At 72.8% G+C, this 17,362-nt stretch carries 13 protein-coding genes; 11 read left to right on the top strand and 2 right to left on the bottom strand.

Annotated features, from left to right (window positions below; all coding sequences use genetic code 11):
* Positions 1-294: 294 nt before the first annotated feature.
* A complete protein-coding gene (locus ACFVFR_RS26275; RefSeq protein ID WP_383705979.1) occupies positions 295-1,047 on the bottom strand; it encodes a HEAT repeat domain-containing protein in 753 nt (250 codons plus the stop codon).
* Between the two features lie 590 nt (positions 1,048-1,637).
* Here ACFVFR_RS26275 and ACFVFR_RS26270 point away from each other — a divergent pair.
* From ACFVFR_RS26270 to pssA, 9 genes are all read left to right on the top strand, one after another.
* On the top strand, positions 1,638-3,461 hold the full coding sequence (locus tag ACFVFR_RS26270) for a 3-hydroxyacyl-CoA dehydrogenase family protein (RefSeq protein WP_383705977.1): 1,824 nt from the start codon (positions 1,638-1,640) through the stop codon (positions 3,459-3,461).
* 211 nt (positions 3,462-3,672) lie between these two features.
* The gene (locus ACFVFR_RS26265) at positions 3,673-4,509 is read left to right on the top strand and encodes a TetR family transcriptional regulator (RefSeq protein WP_383705975.1); all 837 of its coding nucleotides are present in this window, start codon (positions 3,673-3,675) and stop codon (positions 4,507-4,509) included.
* Positions 4,510-4,920: 411 nt separating this feature from the next.
* A complete protein-coding gene (ccrA, locus tag ACFVFR_RS26260; RefSeq protein ID WP_383705973.1) occupies positions 4,921-6,258 on the top strand; it encodes a crotonyl-CoA carboxylase/reductase in 1,338 nt (445 codons plus the stop codon).
* A gap of 13 nt (positions 6,259-6,271) precedes the next feature.
* Positions 6,272-8,326, top strand: coding sequence for a protein meaA (locus ACFVFR_RS26255; protein WP_383705971.1), 2,055 nt, complete (start codon positions 6,272-6,274; stop codon positions 8,324-8,326).
* The gene (locus ACFVFR_RS26250) at positions 8,323-9,306 is read left to right on the top strand and encodes an HpcH/HpaI aldolase/citrate lyase family protein (protein WP_383705969.1); all 984 of its coding nucleotides are present in this window, start codon (positions 8,323-8,325) and stop codon (positions 9,304-9,306) included. The genes ACFVFR_RS26255 and ACFVFR_RS26250 overlap by 4 nt, the downstream gene beginning before the upstream one ends.
* A gap of 99 nt (positions 9,307-9,405) precedes the next feature.
* Complete coding sequence (locus ACFVFR_RS26245) at positions 9,406-9,996, top strand: MaoC family dehydratase (protein WP_383706043.1); 591 nt, start codon at positions 9,406-9,408, stop codon at positions 9,994-9,996.
* A 1-nt stretch (position 9,997) separates the two neighbouring features.
* A complete protein-coding gene (locus ACFVFR_RS26240; protein ID WP_383705967.1) occupies positions 9,998-11,212 on the top strand; it encodes an acyl-CoA dehydrogenase family protein in 1,215 nt (404 codons plus the stop codon).
* Between the two features lie 170 nt (positions 11,213-11,382).
* Entirely contained in the window at positions 11,383-12,030 is a 648-nt protein-coding gene (locus ACFVFR_RS26235; protein ID WP_383705965.1) for a phosphatidylserine decarboxylase, read from the top strand.
* Entirely contained in the window at positions 12,017-12,874 is an 858-nt protein-coding gene (gene pssA, locus ACFVFR_RS26230; RefSeq protein WP_383705963.1) for a CDP-diacylglycerol--serine O-phosphatidyltransferase, read from the top strand. Before ACFVFR_RS26235 ends, pssA begins: the two co-directional genes overlap by 14 nt.
* Before the next feature lie 143 nt (positions 12,875-13,017).
* Here the strand turns inward: pssA and ACFVFR_RS26225 are convergent, their stop codons facing one another.
* The gene (locus ACFVFR_RS26225) at positions 13,018-14,139 is read right to left on the bottom strand and encodes a glycerate kinase (RefSeq protein ID WP_383706041.1); all 1,122 of its coding nucleotides are present in this window, start codon (positions 14,137-14,139) and stop codon (positions 13,018-13,020) included.
* A gap of 421 nt (positions 14,140-14,560) precedes the next feature.
* On the opposite strand from ACFVFR_RS26225, the gene ACFVFR_RS26220 reads away from it, so the two are divergent.
* Both ACFVFR_RS26220 and ACFVFR_RS26215 read left to right on the top strand, forming a co-directional pair.
* Positions 14,561-16,312, top strand: coding sequence for a BCCT family transporter (locus tag ACFVFR_RS26220; protein WP_383705961.1), 1,752 nt, complete (start codon positions 14,561-14,563; stop codon positions 16,310-16,312).
* Positions 16,313-16,630: 318 nt separating this feature from the next.
* The gene (locus ACFVFR_RS26215; protein ID WP_383705959.1) at positions 16,631-17,224 is read left to right on the top strand and encodes a GNAT family N-acetyltransferase; all 594 of its coding nucleotides are present in this window, start codon (positions 16,631-16,633) and stop codon (positions 17,222-17,224) included.
* Positions 17,225-17,362 lie beyond the last annotated feature (138 nt).

Raw genomic sequence — 17,362 nt, 5'->3', positions numbered from 1 at the left:
CCGGCGGGCACCCACCGGCGGGCGCCGCACACCACCCCGCCCACCAGCACCACCCGCCACGCCCACGCGTCGCCTCGCCCCCACGCGCGTGCGGCCCGAGCCCACACCCGACGCCGTGCGAACAGCCGCCGCTCGCCGCATCGCCGACCCACCCCGGCTCACCCGCCCGCGCTCACACCACCGCCGCCACCCCACACACCTCGCCCCACCCGTCGTACGCCACCTCGCGCGCCTCACCGTCCGCCCCCGCCGGGGCCGCCGGCTGGTCCCGGTTCCCCCACGGCCCCGTCGCGGCTACGGGTTCGGCCTCGGTCGCTGGCCGGGTGGGCGGGCTGCGGGACGGGCCTCCCGGCGGCCCGGGACGCCGCCCCGGGTCCCGTCGCCGCGCATCCCCTCGCCCCGCGCGGCGCCTCCGCGCGGCCGGCCCGGCCCGCCCGGCGCCCCCGGCGCCTTGCCGGCCAGCAGGGCGAGGGCGGTGTCCGCGTCGGGACGTAACCGCTCGTGCTCACGCGCCGCCGCCAGGACCGGAGCGGCGCGTCGGTCCCCCAGCGCACCGAGCCCCACCACGCAGGCGCGGGCGATCGGCCAGTAGTGGTCCCGCTCGGCCAGCAGCCGTCGCAACGTGGTGACCAGCGCGGGCACCGACTCGGGTGCGCGCAGTTCCACCAGCAGCCGGATGGGGTGCAGCGCGTAGGCCGTCCGCAGCGGGTTGGTGGCCAGCACCGCCGCCGCGCGCGCGGTGCGCGGGTCGCCGAGCCGCGCCAGCGCGCGGGCCGCGGTCGCGCAGTGCGCCGGATCGCGGTAGTTGAGGAGCATCACCAGCGGCTCGAAGGCCCGCCGGTCGCCCGCGCACCCCAGGGCGTAGGCCGCGGTCTCCCGCACGCACAACGGTTGCCCGTTGGCCACCAGCACCCGGGCCAGTTCCTCTCGCGCGGTGGGCGTGTTCTGGCGTACGAGAGCGAGGAGATTCTCGTACGCGGCGTGATCAGTCGATGTCGTCAGCGATGCCCGTGCTCGGGCCGCCAGTTCGCGGAGTTCCTCTTCCATCTCCCGCCTCCCCTTGCCCTTGCCTTTGACCTTGCTCGTACCTGCCGCGACCACCTCGGCCCGGCCGGCTCCGTCGTCGGTATCCGCATTCCTCGCCCTACTCGCACGTACCCACCACCCGCCTTATGCCCGCGCTCGCCCCGTCCGGACGCGTGCGACGCCCAGAACGCCCACACCACCGCACCGCCCGCGCCCTCCTTCCCTCGCCCCACATCCGTCCCACCAACGGCCCTCCTTCCCGGTGTCGCCACCCCGGGCCACCCCTCGGTCACGCCAACGACACGCCTCCTAGCCCACTGTGACGTGTACCACCCGGATCTGGCGAGAACGGGCCCTGGCGTTCTTGGTTACTCGCGAGTTAGGCTCCCCGGCACGAGCAGCACCCCTGCTCCGGCGGCCTGGTGACGCAGCCGCCAAAGAGTGAAGTCGGTTCGGCGCTTTGGGTGTTCGGCGCGGCCCCGGGACAGGGCCTTCGCCGCGCGCCTCGTGTGGGTCCCTACGGGCAGAGTTGCCCGCCAGGGGCCGCCCAACTCCTCAGTCGTCACTTCTCCCCGCGCCACGAGGCGGGGAACACCCCCTGGAGTCTCGCGATGGACCATTTGTCCACCCCCGCACCCGCGTCCGTGCACACCGTCGCCATCGTCGGCCTGGGCACCATGGGTACCGGCATCGCCGAGGTGCTGGCCCGCGCGGGCCGCGAGGTCATCGGCATCGACGTCGCGGAGACCGCGACCCGACAGGCCGTGACGGCCCTCGCGGCGTCCACCGGACGGGCCGTGCGACGCGGGCGGATCACCGAGTCGGAGCGCGGGGAGATCCTCGCCCGGTTCCGGGTCACGACCGAGCTGTCCGCCGCGGCCGACGTGGACCTGGTGATCGAGGTCGTGCCCGAGGACTACGCCACCAAGCACGCGGTGTTCACCGCGCTCGACGCGGTCGTGCGCCCGGACACGATCCTGGCGACCGGCACCAACGCGCTGTCGGTCACCCGGCTCGCGGCCGACTCCGCCCACCCCGAACGCGTCCTGGGCCTGCACTTCTTCAACCCGGCCCCGGCCATGAAGCTGGTCGAGGTGGTCTCCTCGGTGCTGACGTCACCGGTGGCGGTCGCCTCGGTGACCGCGCTGGCCAGGGAGCTCGGCAAGGAACCGGTGTCGGTGGGCGACCGGCCCGGGTTCGTCGCCGACGGGCTGCTGTTCGGCTACCTCAACCAGGCGGCGGCGATGTACGAGTCGCGCTACGCCACCCGGGAGGACATCGACGCGGCGATGCGGCTGGGCTGCGGGCTGCCGATGGGCCCGCTCGCGCTGCTCGACCTGATCGGCGTGGACACCGCCCGCACCGTACTGGAGGCCATGTACGCGGCCTCGCGCGACCGGCTGCACGCGCCGGCCCCCGTCCTGGGCCAGCTCAGCGAGGCCGGGCTGACCGGCCGCAAGGCGGGGCGCGGCTTCTACACGTACCAGGGGCCGGGCAGCGAGGTGGTGGTGGCCGACGCCCAGACACCCGCCCCGGTCACCGCCGCCCCCGCCGGTGACCCCGGCCCCGACGGCGCGCGGCCGGTGGCGACCGTGGGCGTGGCGGGCTCGGGCACCATGGCCAGCGGCATCGCCGAGGTCTTCGCCACCTCCGGGCACCGGGTCGTGCTCGCCGCGCGCGGCCAGGCCAAGGCGGACCGGGCGCTGGCCCGGATCGCCGGGTCCCTGGCCCGGTCGGTCGCCAAGGGCCGGCTGAGCGACCAGGCGCGGGAGGCGGCGTTGGCGCGGATCACCACGGCCGGCGCGCTGGACGCGTTCGCCGACGTGGACCTGGCCGTGGAGGCGGTGGCCGAGGACCTGGCGGTCAAGCGGCGGCTCTTTCGGGAGCTGGACGCGGTCTGCAAGCCGGGCGCGGTGCTCGCCACGACGACCTCCTCGCTGCCGGTCATCTCCTGCGCCCGCGCGACCTCCCGCCCAGGCGACGTGATCGGCATGCACTTCTTCAACCCGGCGCCGGCGATGCGGCTGGTGGAGGTGGTGCGTACCGTACTGACCTCCGACGCCACCCACGCCACCGTCCGCCAGGTGTGCGCCGCGCTGCGCAAGCACCCGGTGGACTGCGGGGACCGGGCCGGCTTCATCGTGAACGCGCTGCTGTTCCCCTATCTCAACAACGCCGTGAAGATGGTGCAGGAGCACTACGCGACGCCGGACGACATCGACGCCGCGATGAAGCTGGGCGGCGGTTACCCGATGGGCCCCTTCGAACTGCTCGACGTGGTCGGGCTCGACGTGTCGCTGGCCATCGAGAAGGTGCTGCACCGCGCGTTCCGCGACCCGGGGCTCGCGCCCGCGCCGCTGCTCGAACACCTGGTGGCGGCGGGGTGCCTGGGCCGCAAGACGGGGCGTGGCTTCCGCGAGCATGCCCGGGCCTGAGCCCACGGGCACGGACGGACCCGACGGTGCCAACGGGCGGGCCCCCAGCGCCGAGGAGGGCGCGGGACCCGGAGGCGACACCCCGGTCCCCCGCTCGGCGCGCGCCCGGTCGCCGGGGTCGCGCCGGGGGTGGGGCGGGCTGCTGGAACCGCCCGGCGGCCCGCCCCCGGGCACCCCCGGCACCTGGGGTTTCGACCTGCCCCCGGAGAAAATGCAGTACGTTCCCCCCATGGCCCAGCCCGTAAAGTCCGCCCGTCACCAGCCGTCCACCGCAGGCAAGGCGTCCGAGGGCGGCGAGAGCGCCAGCAGCCGCCGCGCCGCCGCCCAACGGCTCGCCATGCGCCGCAAGCTCGCGGCTGCCGCGATGGACCTCTTCGCGGCCAAGGGCTACGAGGCGACGACGGTGGACGAGATCGCCGCCCAGGCGGGCGTCGCCCGCCGGACGTTCTTCCGGCACTTCCGCTCCAAGGAAGAGGCGATCTTCCCCGAGCACGACGACACGCTGGTGCGGGCCGAGGCCGTGTTGGAGGCCGCCCCCGCGCACGAGCACCCGCTCGACACGGTCTGCCGGGGCATCAAGGAGGTCATGCGGATGTACGCGGCCGATCCCGCGGTCTCCGTGGCCCGTTACCGACTGACCCGCGAGGTGCCGACGCTGCGCGAGGCGGAGATCGCCTCGGTCGCCCGCTACGAGCGGCTGTTCACCCGCTATCTGCTCGGCCACTTCGACGAGACGGCGCACCGCGACGGCAACGACGACCCGCTGCTGGCCGAGGTCGCCGCCTCGGCCGTGGTCACCGCGCACAACCACGTGCTGCGGCGCTGGCTGCGGGCCGACGGGCAGGGCGACGTGGAGGCGCAGCTCGACCACGCGTTCGCGATCGTCCGCAAGACCTTCGGCACCGGCTTCGGCGCCTACCGCCCCGCCCCCGAGCGGCCCGTCGCCCAGGTGTCCGCCCACGGCGAGGTGTTGGTGGCGGTGGCCCGCACGGACGCCCCGCTCGCCGAGGTGATGCGGGCCATCGAGAAGGCCATCCAACAGGACTGAACACCTCTCTCACCGAGCGGGCACACCCGCTCGCCCAGCGCGACGGCCGTCCCCTTCGGGGCGGCCGTCGTTGCTCATGCGTGCACCGGGGATGACAAGTGAGAGAAGTTGTTGGCACCCAGTGTCTTGTCGAGTGGCACGCGGTGCCATACGTTGGGGGTGTCCGGGCGGCCGGCGCGTAGACCCCAGGTCGCGCGTCGGCTGTCCCCGCACCTTCTCGCGCGCCCGGACGCCTGCGTCACAGGCACTCTCGCACCGCGTCGCCGCGCGGCCCCCGCCACCCAAGGGGGCCGGGCGAAGCGGAGTCCGTATCACCCCGCGCGCCACCACCGCCGAACCGACGGCACGCATCCCCACCCGCACCCCAGCGATCCCTCAAGCGTCCCCGAAACGCTTCGCCGGAGGCCCACGATGAACGAAATCCTGGACGCGATCCTCGCTCCGGACAGCACGCCCGCGGACTTCGCGGCCCTGCCGCTGCCCCCCTCGTACCGCGCGGTGACCGTGCACCGGGACGAGGCCGAGATGTTCGACGGCCTCGCCACCCGGGAGAAGGACCCGCGCAAGTCCCTGCACGTGGACGAGGTGCCGGTGCCCGAACTCGGCCCCGGCGAGGCCCTGGTCGCGGTGATGGCCAGCTCGGTGAACTACAACTCCGTGTGGACCTCGATCTTCGAGCCCGTCTCCACCTTCACCTTCCTCGAGCGCTACGGCAGGCTCTCGCCGCTGGCCCGCCGACACGACCTGCCCTACCACGTCATCGGCTCCGACCTGGCGGGCGTCGTCCTGCGCACCGGACCCGGCGTCCACGCGTGGCGGCCGGGCGACGAGGTCGTCGCGCACTGCCTGTCCGTCGAGCTGGAGTCGGCCGACGGTCACAACGACACCATGCTCGACCCCCAGCAGCGCATCTGGGGCTTCGAGACCAACTTCGGCGGCCTGGCCGAGATCGCCCTGGTCAAGTCCAACCAGCTCATGCCCAAGCCCGGCCACCTCAGTTGGGAGGAGGCCGCGGCGCCCGGCCTGGTGAACTCCACCGCCTACCGACAGCTCGTCTCGCGTAACGGGGCCGGAATGAAGCAGGGCGACAACGTCCTGATCTGGGGCGCCAGCGGTGGCCTCGGCTCCTACGCCACCCAGTTCGCCCTCGCCGGCGGCGCCACCCCCATCTGCGTGGTCTCCAGCGACCAGAAGGCCGACCTCTGCCGCGCGATGGGCGCCGAGGCGATCATCGACCGCACCGCGGAGGGGTACCGGTTCTGGAGGGGCGAACACGACCAGGACCCGCGCGAGTGGAAGCGCTTCGGCAAGCGCATCCGCGAACTGACCGGTGGCGAGGACGTGGACATCGTCTTCGAACACCCGGGCCGCGAGACGTTCGGCGCCTCCGTCTACGTCACCCGCAAGGGCGGCACCATCGTCACCTGCGCCTCGACCTCCGGCTACACGCACGAGTACGACAACCGCTACCTGTGGATGTCGCTGAAGAGGATCGTCGGCTCGCACTTCGCCAACTACCGCGAGGCGTGGGAGGCCAACCGGCTGGTCGCCAAGGGGAAGATCCACCCCACCCTGTCCAGGACCTACCGCCTGGAGGAGACCGGCCAGGCCGCGTACGACGTCCACCGCAACCTCCACCAGGGCAAGGTCGGCGTCCTGGCCCTCGCCCCCGAGGAGGGCCTGGGCGTGCGCGACGAGGAACTGCGCGCCACGCACGTGGACGCCATCAACCGGTTCCGCGACGTCTGAGGTACCCACTGACATGACTGAGCGTCAGAAGGACCGTCCGTGGCTGATGCGGACGTACGCCGGGCACTCCACCGCCGAGGCGTCCAACGCCCTGTACCAGCGCAATCTCGCCAAGGGTCAGACCGGTCTGTCGGTCGCCTTCGACCTGCCGACGCAGACCGGATACGACCCCGACCACGTGCTGGCCCGGGGCGAGGTCGGCCGGGTCGGGGTGCCCGTCTCACACCTGGGCGACATGCGGCGGCTGTTCCGGGACATCCCGCTGGAGCGCATGAACACCTCCATGACCATCAACGCCACCGCGATGTGGCTGTTGGCGCTGTACCAGGTGGTGGCCGAGGAACAGGGCCTGGACCAGGAGGCCCTCGGCCAACTGGCCGGCACCACGCAGAACGACATCGTCAAGGAGTACCTCTCGCGCGGCACGCACGTCTTCCCGCCGGGCCCCAGCCTCCGACTGACCACCGACATGATCACGTACACGGTCGGCCACCTCCCCAGGTGGAACCCGATCAACATCTGCAGCTACCACCTCCAGGAGGCCGGGGCCACACCGGTACAGGAGATCGCGTACGCCATGAGTACGGCCATCGCCGTGCTGGACGCCGTGCGCGACTCCGGGCAGGTGCCCCGGGAACGGTTCGACGACGTGGTGGCGCGGATCTCCTTCTTCGTCAACGCGGGCGTGCGGTTCGTCGAGGAGATGTGCAAGATGCGCGCCTTCGGCCGCGTCTGGGACCAGCTCACGCGCGAGCGGTACGGCGTGAGCGACCCCAGGAAGCGCCGCTTCCGGTACGGCGTGCAGGTCAACTCGCTCGGCCTGACCGAGGCGCAGCCGGAGAACAACGTCCAGCGCATCGTGCTGGAGATGCTGGCCGTCACCCTCTCCAGGGACGCCCGCGCCCGCGCCGTACAGCTCCCGGCCTGGAACGAGGCGCTCGGCCTGCCCCGACCGTGGGACCAGCAGTGGTCGTTGCGCGTCCAGCAGGTCCTCGCGCACGAGAGCGACCTGCTGGAGTACGAGGACCTCTTCGCCGGCTCGCACGTCGTCGAGGCCAAGGTGACGGAGCTGACCGCCGCCGCGTGGGCCGAGATCGACCGCATCCAGGAGATGGGCGGCGCGCTGGCCGCCGTCGAGTCCGGCTACCTCAAGTCGCGCCTGGTGACCTCGCACGCGGAGCGGCGGGCCCGGATCGAGGCGGGCGAGGAGCGGATCGTCGGCGTCAACTGCTACCAGGGCACCGAGCCCAGCCCGCTCACCGCCGACCTGGACACCGCCGTCATGACGGTGGACCCGGCGAACGAGGCCCGGGTGGTCGCCGCGCTGCACCGCTGGCGGGAGGAGCGCGACGAGGCCCGCGCCCAGGAGGCGCTGTCCGCCCTGAAGTCGGCCGCCGCCGGCACGGCCAACCTGATGCCCGCGACGCTCACGTGCGTGCGCGCGGGGGTGACCACCGGCGAGTGGTCGTGGGCGCTACGCGACGTGTTCGGCGAGTTCCGCGCCCCGACCGGGGTGGGCGGCGCCCCGCTGACGGTGACGGCCGGACCGGGCAGCGCGCTGGGGGCCGTACGCGACAAGGTCGCCAAGACGGCGGCCGACCTCGGCGTCGGCGCACTGCGCCTGCTGGTCGGCAAGCCGGGCCTGGACGGGCACAGCAACGGCGCCGAGCAGATCGCGGTGCGGGCCAGGGACGCCGGTTTCGAGGTGGTCTACCAGGGCATCCGGCTCACGCCCGAGCAGATCGTGGCGGCGGCCGTCGCCGAGGACGTGCACTGCGTCGGCCTGTCGATCCTCTCCGGCTCGCACGCCGCGCTGGTGCCCGACGTGCTCGCCCGGCTGCGCGCGGCCGGCGTCGCGGCCACCTCGGGAGCCGACGGACCGCCGGAGACCCCCGTTCCGGTGATCGTCGGCGGGATCATCCCGGCGGCCGACGCCACCGCGCTGCGGGCCGCCGGCGTCGCGGCCGTCTTCACCCCGAAGGACTACGGAATCACCGAGATCATCGGCCGTATCGTCGATGAGATCCGCACAGCGAACCAGCTCGACCCCCTGGAGGCCACCGCATGAGTGCCCACCTGTCCGCCGCGCCGCATGTCAACCGGCTGCGCCCGCGCCGTTCCTGCCTCGCCGTCCCCGGCAGCAATCCGCGGTTCCTGGAGAAGGCCCAGGGCCTGGCCGCCGACCAGGTGTTCCTGGACCTGGAGGACGCGTGCGCGCCGCTGGCCAAGGAGGGCGCCCGGCACACCATCGTGGACGCGCTGAACAACGGCGACTGGGGCGACAAGACCCGGGTGGTGCGGGTCAACGACTGGACCACGCACTGGACGTACCGGGACGTCATCACCGTCGTCGAGGGCGCCGGCCCGAACCTGGACTGCCTCATGCTGCCCAAGGTGCAGGACGCCCAGCAGGTCATCGCCCTGGACCTGCTGCTGGGCCAGATCGAGAAGACCATGGGCTTCGAGGTGGGCCGGATCGGCATCGAGGCGCAGATCGAGAACGCCCGGGGCCTGGTCAACGTGGACGAGATCGCCGCGGCCTCGCCGCGTCTGGAGACCATCGTCTTCGGCCCGGCCGACTTCATGGCCTCCATCAACATGAAGTCGCTGGTGGTGGGCGAGCAGCCGCCGGGCTACCCGGCCGACGCGTACCACTACATCCTGATGCGCATTCTGATGGCGGCCCGCGCGCACGACCTCCAGGCCATCGACGGCCCCTACCTCCAGATCAGGAACGTGGAGGGCTTCCGCGAGGTGGCCGGGCGGGCCGCCGCGCTCGGGTTCGACGGCAAGTGGGTACTGCACCCGGGGCAGGTGGACGCCGCCAACGAGGTGTTCTCCCCCTCCCAGGAGGACTACGACCACGCCGAACTGATCCTGGACGCCTACGAGTGGTCCACCTCCGAGGCGGGCGGCGCGAAGGGGTCGGCGATGCTCGGCGACGAGATGATCGACGAGGCCAGCCGCAAGATGGCGCTGGTCATCTCCGGCAAGGGCCGGGCCGCGGGCATGACCCGGACCAGCAAGTTCGAGCCGCCCGCCGCCTGACGCGCGACCCCCGCGCGGGGCACCTCCCACGCGGCACACCCCGCATCCGTCCCCGGGCCGCGCCGGCCCGGGGACGCCTCTCCCGGAGGGATGAGCACCATGCAGTTCGGCCGCACCTACGAGGAGTTCACGGTCGGCGAGGTGTACAAGCACTGGCCGGGCAAGACGGTCACCGAGTACGACGACCACCTCTTCTGCCTGCTGACCATGAACCACCACCCGCTGCACCTGGACGCGAACTACGCCGAGCGCACGACCGACTTCGGCAGGAACGTCGTCGTCGGCAACTACGTCTACTCGCTCCTGCTCGGTATGTCCGTCCCCGACGTGTCGGGCAAGGCCATCGCCAACCTGGAGGTCGAGTCGCTGCGCCACGTGGCCCCGACCTTCCACGGCGACACGCTGTACGGCGAGACGACGGTGCTGGACAAGACCCCGTCACGCTCCCGCCCCGACCGCGGTGTCGTGCACGTCGAGACCCGGGGCTACACGCAGGACGGCACGGTGGTCTGCGTGTTCCGACGCAAGGTGATGGTGCCGAACGCGGCGTACGTCGCCGAACGCGGCGGCGAGCAGCCGGGCCGCCCCACCCCGCGCGAGCCCGCCCGGCCCGCCCCGGCCACCGCGCCCGCCCCGGGCCCCGCCCGAACCCCCACGAACGCCCCGTCCCCCGCGAACGAGGAGCAGTGAGATGAGTCGCCTCGCCCAGACCGACGGGCTCACCGAGATCCAGCGCGAAATACTCTCCACGGTAAGGGACTTTGTCGACAAGGAGATCCTCCCGGTCGCCACCGCGCTGGAACACCGCGACGAATATCCGACCCAGATCGTCGAGGGCCTACGGGAACTCGGCGTCTTCGGGCTGATGATTCCCGAGGAGTACGGCGGACTTGGCGAGTCACTGCTGACCTACGCGCTGTGTGTGGAGGAGATCGCCCGTGGCTGGATGAGCGTCTCGGGCATCATCAACACGCATTTCATCGTCGCCTATCTGCTCCAGCAGCACGGCACGCGGGAACAGAAGGACTACTTCCTGTCGAAGATGGCCACGGGCGAGATCCGTGGCGCGTTCTCGATGTCGGAGCCGGCACTGGGTTCCGATGTGTCGTCCATCACCTCCAAAGGCGTGCGGGACGGTGATGACTTTCTGCTGACCGGGCAGAAGATGTGGCTCACCAACGGCGGCACCTCCTCGCTGGTCGCGGTGTTGTGCCGGACCGACGAGGGGCTGAGCCCGGAGGAGGCCGCCGCCAAGCCGCACCGCTCGATGACCACCTTCCTGGTCGAGAAGGAACCGGGATTCGGCGAGGTGCGCCCGGGACTGACCATCCCCGGCAAGATCGACAAGATGGGCTACAAGGGCGTCGACACCACCGAGCTGATCATGGACGGGCTACGCCTGGGGGCCGACCGGGTGCTCGGCGGGGCCACCGGACGCGGCTTCTACCAGATGATGGACGGCGTCGAGGTCGGCCGGGTGAACGTCGCGGCACGCGGCTGCGGGGTCGCGCAGCGCGCCTTTGAGCTGGGCGTTTCCTACGCACAGCAGCGACACACCTTCGGTAAGCCGATCGCCCAGCACCAGGCCATCCAGTTCAAACTGGCGGAAATGGGGACCAAGGTCGAGGCCGCCCATGCGATGATGGTCAATGCCGCCCGGAAAAAGGACGCCGGGCAGCGCAACGACCTCGAAGCGGGAATGGCGAAGTACCTGGCCTCCGAGTACTGCAAAGAGGTCGTGGAGGACGCCTTCCGCATCCACGGCGGCTACGGCTTCTCCAAGGAATACGAGATCGAGCGTCTCTACCGGGAGGCGCCCATGCTCCTCATCGGCGAGGGCACCGCTGAGATCCAGAAAATGATCATCGGGCGTCGCCTCCTGGAGGAGTACCACTTCCAGGGGTAATTGTCCGGTTCGGGGTGGTTTTTTCGAGAACTACATCACAGCCCGTCACAGGTCTTCGGCCACCGACTAGCCCTGGCGCTTGCCCAGTTGCCGCTCGCAACCGATACCATCCCGGAAAAGCCGCCGTCCCCTTATTCGCTAAGCGGCACCCTCCGCTACGAAGGTCATCCATGCCCCACAGCTCTTCCACCGCATCTCGCGCACGCGTACGCCTCGCGCGCGGGGCGTCGCCGTGGCTCCTTCCGACCGTCGCCACGGCGGCGGTGAGCCTGGCTCGCTCCCGTCGCTCGGGGCGCTGGGCTGCCGCCGCCGTGCCCGCCACCGCGCTCGCGGCGGGCATGCTGTGGTTCTTCCGTGACCCAGAGCGCGAGATCGCGCAGGGCCGGGTCATCTCCCCCGCCGACGGTGTGGTGCAGAGCATCATGCCGTGGAAGGACGGACGCACCCGAGTCGCGATCTTCATGAGCCCGCTGAACGTCCACGTGAACCGCGCCCCGCTGGCGGGCACGGTGACCTCGGTCGAGCACATCCCCGGCGGGTTCGTCCCGGCGTTCAACAAGGAGAGCGAGAACAACGAGCGCGTTGTCTGGCACTTCGACACCGAACTCGGGGACATCGAGATGGTCCAGATCGCCGGCGCCGTCGCCCGCCGCATCGTGCCGTACGTGCCGCAGGGCACCAAGGTCGAGCAGGGCGAGCGGATCGGCCTGATCCGGTTCGGCTCGCGCGTCGACATCTACCTGCCGGAGGGTGTCGAGACCGCGGTCGAGGTCGGCGAGACCACCACTGCGGGGGTGACTCGCCTTGACCGTAGTTGATCCGGAGACCCAGTCCGCCTGGGTCCCCGAGGCCGACGAGTGCGGCGACGACACGGACGACATGCCGCTGTCAACGCGTCTGTCGATAGCGGACACGCTCACGCTCGGCAACGCCACCTGCGGCTTCATGGCCGTGTACTTCACCACCACCGGCGTCCTCATCCCGCACCTGACGGGCAACGAGGACGGCGGCATGGCGCGGCACAGCGCGGCCACTGCGGTCATGCTCATGCTGCTCGCCTCGGTCTTCGACCTCTTCGACGGGCTCGTGGCACGCAAGCTGCGCAGTTCGGCGATGGGCGCGGAGCTGGACAACCTCTCCGATCTGATCAGCTTCGGCCTCGCCCCGGCGTACTTCGTCGTGGTGTGGGGCATGGTCGCCGACGACGCGTACCAACGGGTGTCGGCGGTGGCCGCGATCGTGGTCCTGCTCGCCGTCGTGCTCAGGCTCGCCAGATTCTCCTGTGTGACCCTGCGCGACGGCGTCTTCCAGGGCATGCCCAGCCCCTTCGGAGCGCTGACCGTGATCTCCGTGGTCCTCCTGGAGCTGCCGTTCTTCCCGACCCTGCTGGCCATCGTGGGCGTCGCCTGGCTGATGGTGAGCCGCGTGGAGTACCCCAAGCCGCGCGGACTCCTCGCGCTGGCCGTGCTGGGCTGGATCGTGCTGAGCATGGGCCTGCTGGGCGCGTGGGCCTTCGAGGCCCCCGGCGGTGAGCTGCTGCTCCAGACCGGCTGCGCGCTCCAGGTGGTGCTCGGCGCGGTGATCCCGCTCTTCGCCACGGCCCGCCGGGTCAACACCTTCCGGGACAACCGGCGCGAGGCACGCGCCACCCAGCTCCCGTAACGCGGACCCACCCCGATCCACCCGAAGGGCCCGAGCACACCGCTCGGGCCCTTCGTCGTGCCCGGGCCCGCCCGAGCCCCGACCCGGCGCCGCGGGCCGCGCGCCGCCCCGCCCCCGGGTGCCACCGGCCGGGGCGGGGTCACTCAGGTCAGGAAGTCCGCCGCGATCGACGCGGCCAGCCGCTCCAGGAGCGGGCCGGCCTCGGCCATGAGGCGCGCCGGATCGGGGTCGAGCGAGGTGAGGGCGTACGCGCGCACCAGGCCGGCCTCCTCCAGCTCCCGCGCGGACAGCGCGAGCCGCCCGCACACGGCCACCGTCGGTACGCCGTGCTCGCGGGCCGCCGCCGCCACCCCGAGCGGGGCCTTGCCGCGCAGGGTCTGCGCGTCGAGCGAGCCCTCGCCGGTGACCACCAGATCGGCGCGGGCCAGCTCCGGCGCGAAGCCCAGCACGTCGAGCAGCACCTCGATGCCGGGCCGGAAGGCCGCGCCGAGGCCGACCAGCGCCGCGTAACCGACACCGCCGGCCGCGCCGGCGCCCGGCGCGCGCGCCTGCTCGACGGCGCGCGGGCCCACCGCGCGCTCCAGTACCTGTGTGTAGTGGGCCAGGCTCGCGTCCAGGACCGCTACGTCCGCCGGGCTCGCGCCCTTCTGCGGCCCGTAGACGGCGGCGGCGCCCAGCGGGCCGGTGAGCGGGTTGTCGACGTCGCTGGCGAGCGTGAGGGCGCTCGCCGCCAGGCGCGGGTCGAGGCCCGTCAGGTCGGCCGTCGCGAGCTGGCGCAGCGCCCCGCCGCCGGGGCCCAGCGGACGGCCCCGCTCGTCGTCGAAGCGCGCCCCGAGGGCGGCCAGCAGGCCCGCGCCGCCGTCGGTGGTGGCGCTGCCGCCGACACCGAAGACGAGGTCGCGCGCGCCCGCGTCCAGGACGGCGCGCAGCAGCTCGCCCGTGCCGTAGGTGGTGGCGGTCAGTGGCGCGAAGGTGTCGGCCGGCAGGTGGCGCAGCCCGGACGCCTGGGCCATCTCGACGACGGCGCGCGTCCCGCGCAGCGCGTACGCGGCTCTCACCGGGCGGCCCAGCGGCCCGGTGACCGTGACCGTGCGGCGTTCGAAGCCGGCGGCGACGGCCGCGTCCACCGTGCCGTCCCCACCGTCGGCGACCGGCACCGCCGCCACCCGCACACCGGGGGCCGCGCGGCGCAGTCCGGCCGCGAGGTGGTCGGCGACCTCCACGGCCGTCAGGGAGCCCTTGAACTTGTCCGAGGCGATCAGCACCCGCCGGCCTTCGGCCGCCTCCGGGGCCCGTCGCGCCACCTCGCGTGCCGGGCCGGGCGCCGGAGTGGCGACGTGTGGTGGGGTGGGCTCCGTCGGCTTCGTCACCGGCTCCGTCGGTCCCGGCCGGGCTGCTGGGGCGGGTCGGGTCGGCGGTCTCGGCCCGGCCGTCGGGGCCGCACGAGGTGGCGGCGCCGGGGTGCCGGGGCGGGTCGCTCGGGCTGTCGGTCGGTGGGCCGTCGTGGGCCCGGTCGACGCGGCGTACGTCACCGTGCGTCCTCTTCCTGCCGGCCGTGCTCGCGCGCGGGCGTGGGTGCCGCGGCGACCCTATCCGCCGGGGTCGCGGGCCGCCCAGGGCCGTAGTCGTCGCCAAACGGCGCGCCACGGGGGCATCTCCTTCTTTGTCGCACCATAGTGGTGCGCCATGAGTACCCCGTCTACCCAGTCAACCGAGCTGCCGCCCGATCCGGACGAGACACCGGCCGCCCAGCACGACCCACCGCCCGACCGGGTGGTCGTCCTCATCGGGGTGGTGGCCGTGCTGGCCGCCGTCGGCTGGGCCGCGCTCGCCAAGGACAACTTCGCCGACACCTCGGACACCGCCCTGAACTGGGTGCTCACCAACTTCGGCTGGCTGTTCGTGGTCGCCGCCGACGTGTTCCTGGTGCTGTGCCTGTACATCGCGGTGAGCCGGTACGGCCGGATCAGGCTGGGCCGGGACGAGGACGAGCCGGAGTTCGGCAACCTCGCGTGGATCGCCATGATGTTCAGCGCCGGGATGGGCATCGGGTTGATGTTCTACGGCGTCGGCGAGCCGCTGCTGCACTACACCGACCCGCCGCCGTCCAGCGGGGTGAAGCCGGGCACGGGCGAGGCGGCGCGCACGGCCATGGAGTACTCGTTCTTCCACTGGACGCTCACCCCGTGGGCGATCTACGGCATGGCCGGCCTCGCCCTGGCCTACGCCGTCTTCCGCAAGGGGCGCGGCAACCGGCTCAGCTCCGCGTTCGTCCCCCTGATCGGCGAGCGGCGGGCCGACGGCTGGCCGGGCCGGATCATCGACCTGCTCGCCGTCTTCGCGACCGTCTTCGGCACCGCGACCAGCCTGGGCCTGGGCGCCCTCCAGGTCGCCGAGGGGCTGGACCTGACCGCCGGTGTGGACAACACCGAGACCGTCCAGCTCGTGATCATCGCCGCCCTGTCGGCCGCCTTCGTGGCCTCCGCGTTCTCCGGGTTGCACAAGGGCGTCAAGTGGCTGAGCACGCTCAACATCGTGCTGGCCGCCCTGATGATGCTGTTCGTCTTCGTCGTCGGCCCGACGGTCTACGTCCTGGACAGCATCCCGGCGAGCATCGGCGGCTATCTCAACGACCTGGTGCCGATGGCCTCGCGCACCGGTGCCTTCACCGACGAGAGCTGGCTGGGCACCTGGACGATCTTCTACTGGGCCTGGTGGCTGTCGTGGGCGCCGTTCGTGGGGACGTTCATCGCCCGCATCTCGCGCGGTCGCACCATCCGGGAGTTCCTGATCGGGGTGCTGCTGGTGCCCAGCGGCGCGACGATGATCTGGTTCTGCGTGATGGGCGGCAGCGCCATCCGGTTGGACTCCAGCGGCACCGCCGACCTCACGGAGAAGGTCAAGGACGGCGCGGAGGCCTCGCTGTTCGGGATGCTGGACGCGCTGCCGCTGGGCACCGCGACCTCCTGGCTGGCCATGGCGCTGGTCATGACGTACTTCATCACCAGTGCCGACTCGGCCTCGCTGGTGATGGGCTCGCTGACCAGCCGGGGGTCGCTGCATCCGCGCACCTGGCTGGTGGTCGCCTGGGGCATCCTGATGGCGTCGGTGGCCGCGGTACTGCTGGTCGCCGGTGGCCTGGACGCGCTGAAGACGGCGACGATCCTGGTGGCGCTGCCGTTCGTGCTGGTGATGCTGGCCCTGTGCTGGGCCCTGCTGCGGGAGCTGCGGACGGACCCGGGGGCCGGGCCCAAGCGGCACCACGCGATGCACGGACTGCGCGACGCGATGCGCACGATGATCGGCGAGGCCCTGACCGAGCAGACCCCCACCCGGCACCACCGGCTACGCCGGGCCGCCGAACGGGCGGCGGACTCCAGTGGCTCGGACTCCGGCGGCTCGGGCCCCTCGGGCCCGGGCTCCGGTAGCTCGGGCTGAGGCACCCGGAGTCAGGGCACACCCCGCCGCGTCCGGGCCGACCACGTCCCACCTCCACTGGTGGGCAGCCCTCCCCCCGCCGTTTGACCCGACCCGCCCCGGGTCGCCGGTCGCCGGCCCGCGTCCCGCGCGGGCCGAGGCCGGGCCGGTGGGGCCGGGCCGGTGGGCCTGGGGGGCGTACGCTCGCGGCCGGCGGGGGGCGGGAGCCGGCGCGGGGCGTATTCCGGTGGGCCGGCCGTGGCGGGGAACGTACAGTGCGTGCCAACCCCTGACGATCTTCGAGCGCTCCCCTGGAGCGGACAACGGAGGACGCCGTCCATGACCGCCCCGACCGTGGCCGTACGACCGGCCACCCATGCCGACGTGCCGCGCGCGACCACGACGCTGGCCCGCGCCTTCGCCGACCACCCGTTCACCCGGCACACGGTGGCCGCCGACGACCACGCGCGGCGGATCGCGGACTTCCAGGAGCTGTTCCTGGTCCGTGTCGGCCTCGCGCACGGCCAGGTCTGGGTCGCCGACGAGGGGGCCGCGGTGGCGGTGTGGACCACCCCGCGAACCGTCGCGGCGGCCGCCGTCTTCGCCGAGCTCGCGCCGCGTCTCGCCGAGCTGGCGGGCGATCGGGCCGAGGCGTTCGCCGAGGCCGACCGGGCCATGGCGGCGCACCGACCGCGGGGGGCGGCCTGGTTCCTGGGAACGGTCGGGGTCGATCCCGCGCGGCAGGGGGGCGGGCTGGGGCGCGCGGTGCTCGCACCGGGCCTCGCGGCGGCCGAGCGGGAGGGGGTGCCAGCCTATCTGGAGACCTCCGAGGAGAACGTGCGCTTCTACCAGCGACTGGGCTTCGAGGTCGACGCGCGGGTCGAGCTGCCCGGCGGCGGGCCGCTGACCTTGGCCATGACGCGGCGCGCCTGAGCGCGCGGGGCCCGCGCGAACGCCACCGGCCCTGGCCCCCCCGGGGGGGGGGGGGGGGGGGGGGGGGGGGGGGGGGTGAGTAGAGCGGTTAGAGGGGGGGGCCCCGGGGGGGCGCCTGGGCGAAAGCGCCGGCCACGC

Source organism: Streptomyces sp. NPDC057702 (assembly GCF_042799315.1).
Lineage (GTDB): Bacteria > Actinomycetota > Actinomycetes > Streptomycetales > Streptomycetaceae > Streptomyces.
Note: the sequence above shows the minus strand (reverse complement) of the source record. Positions and strands in the feature narration are given on the sequence as shown.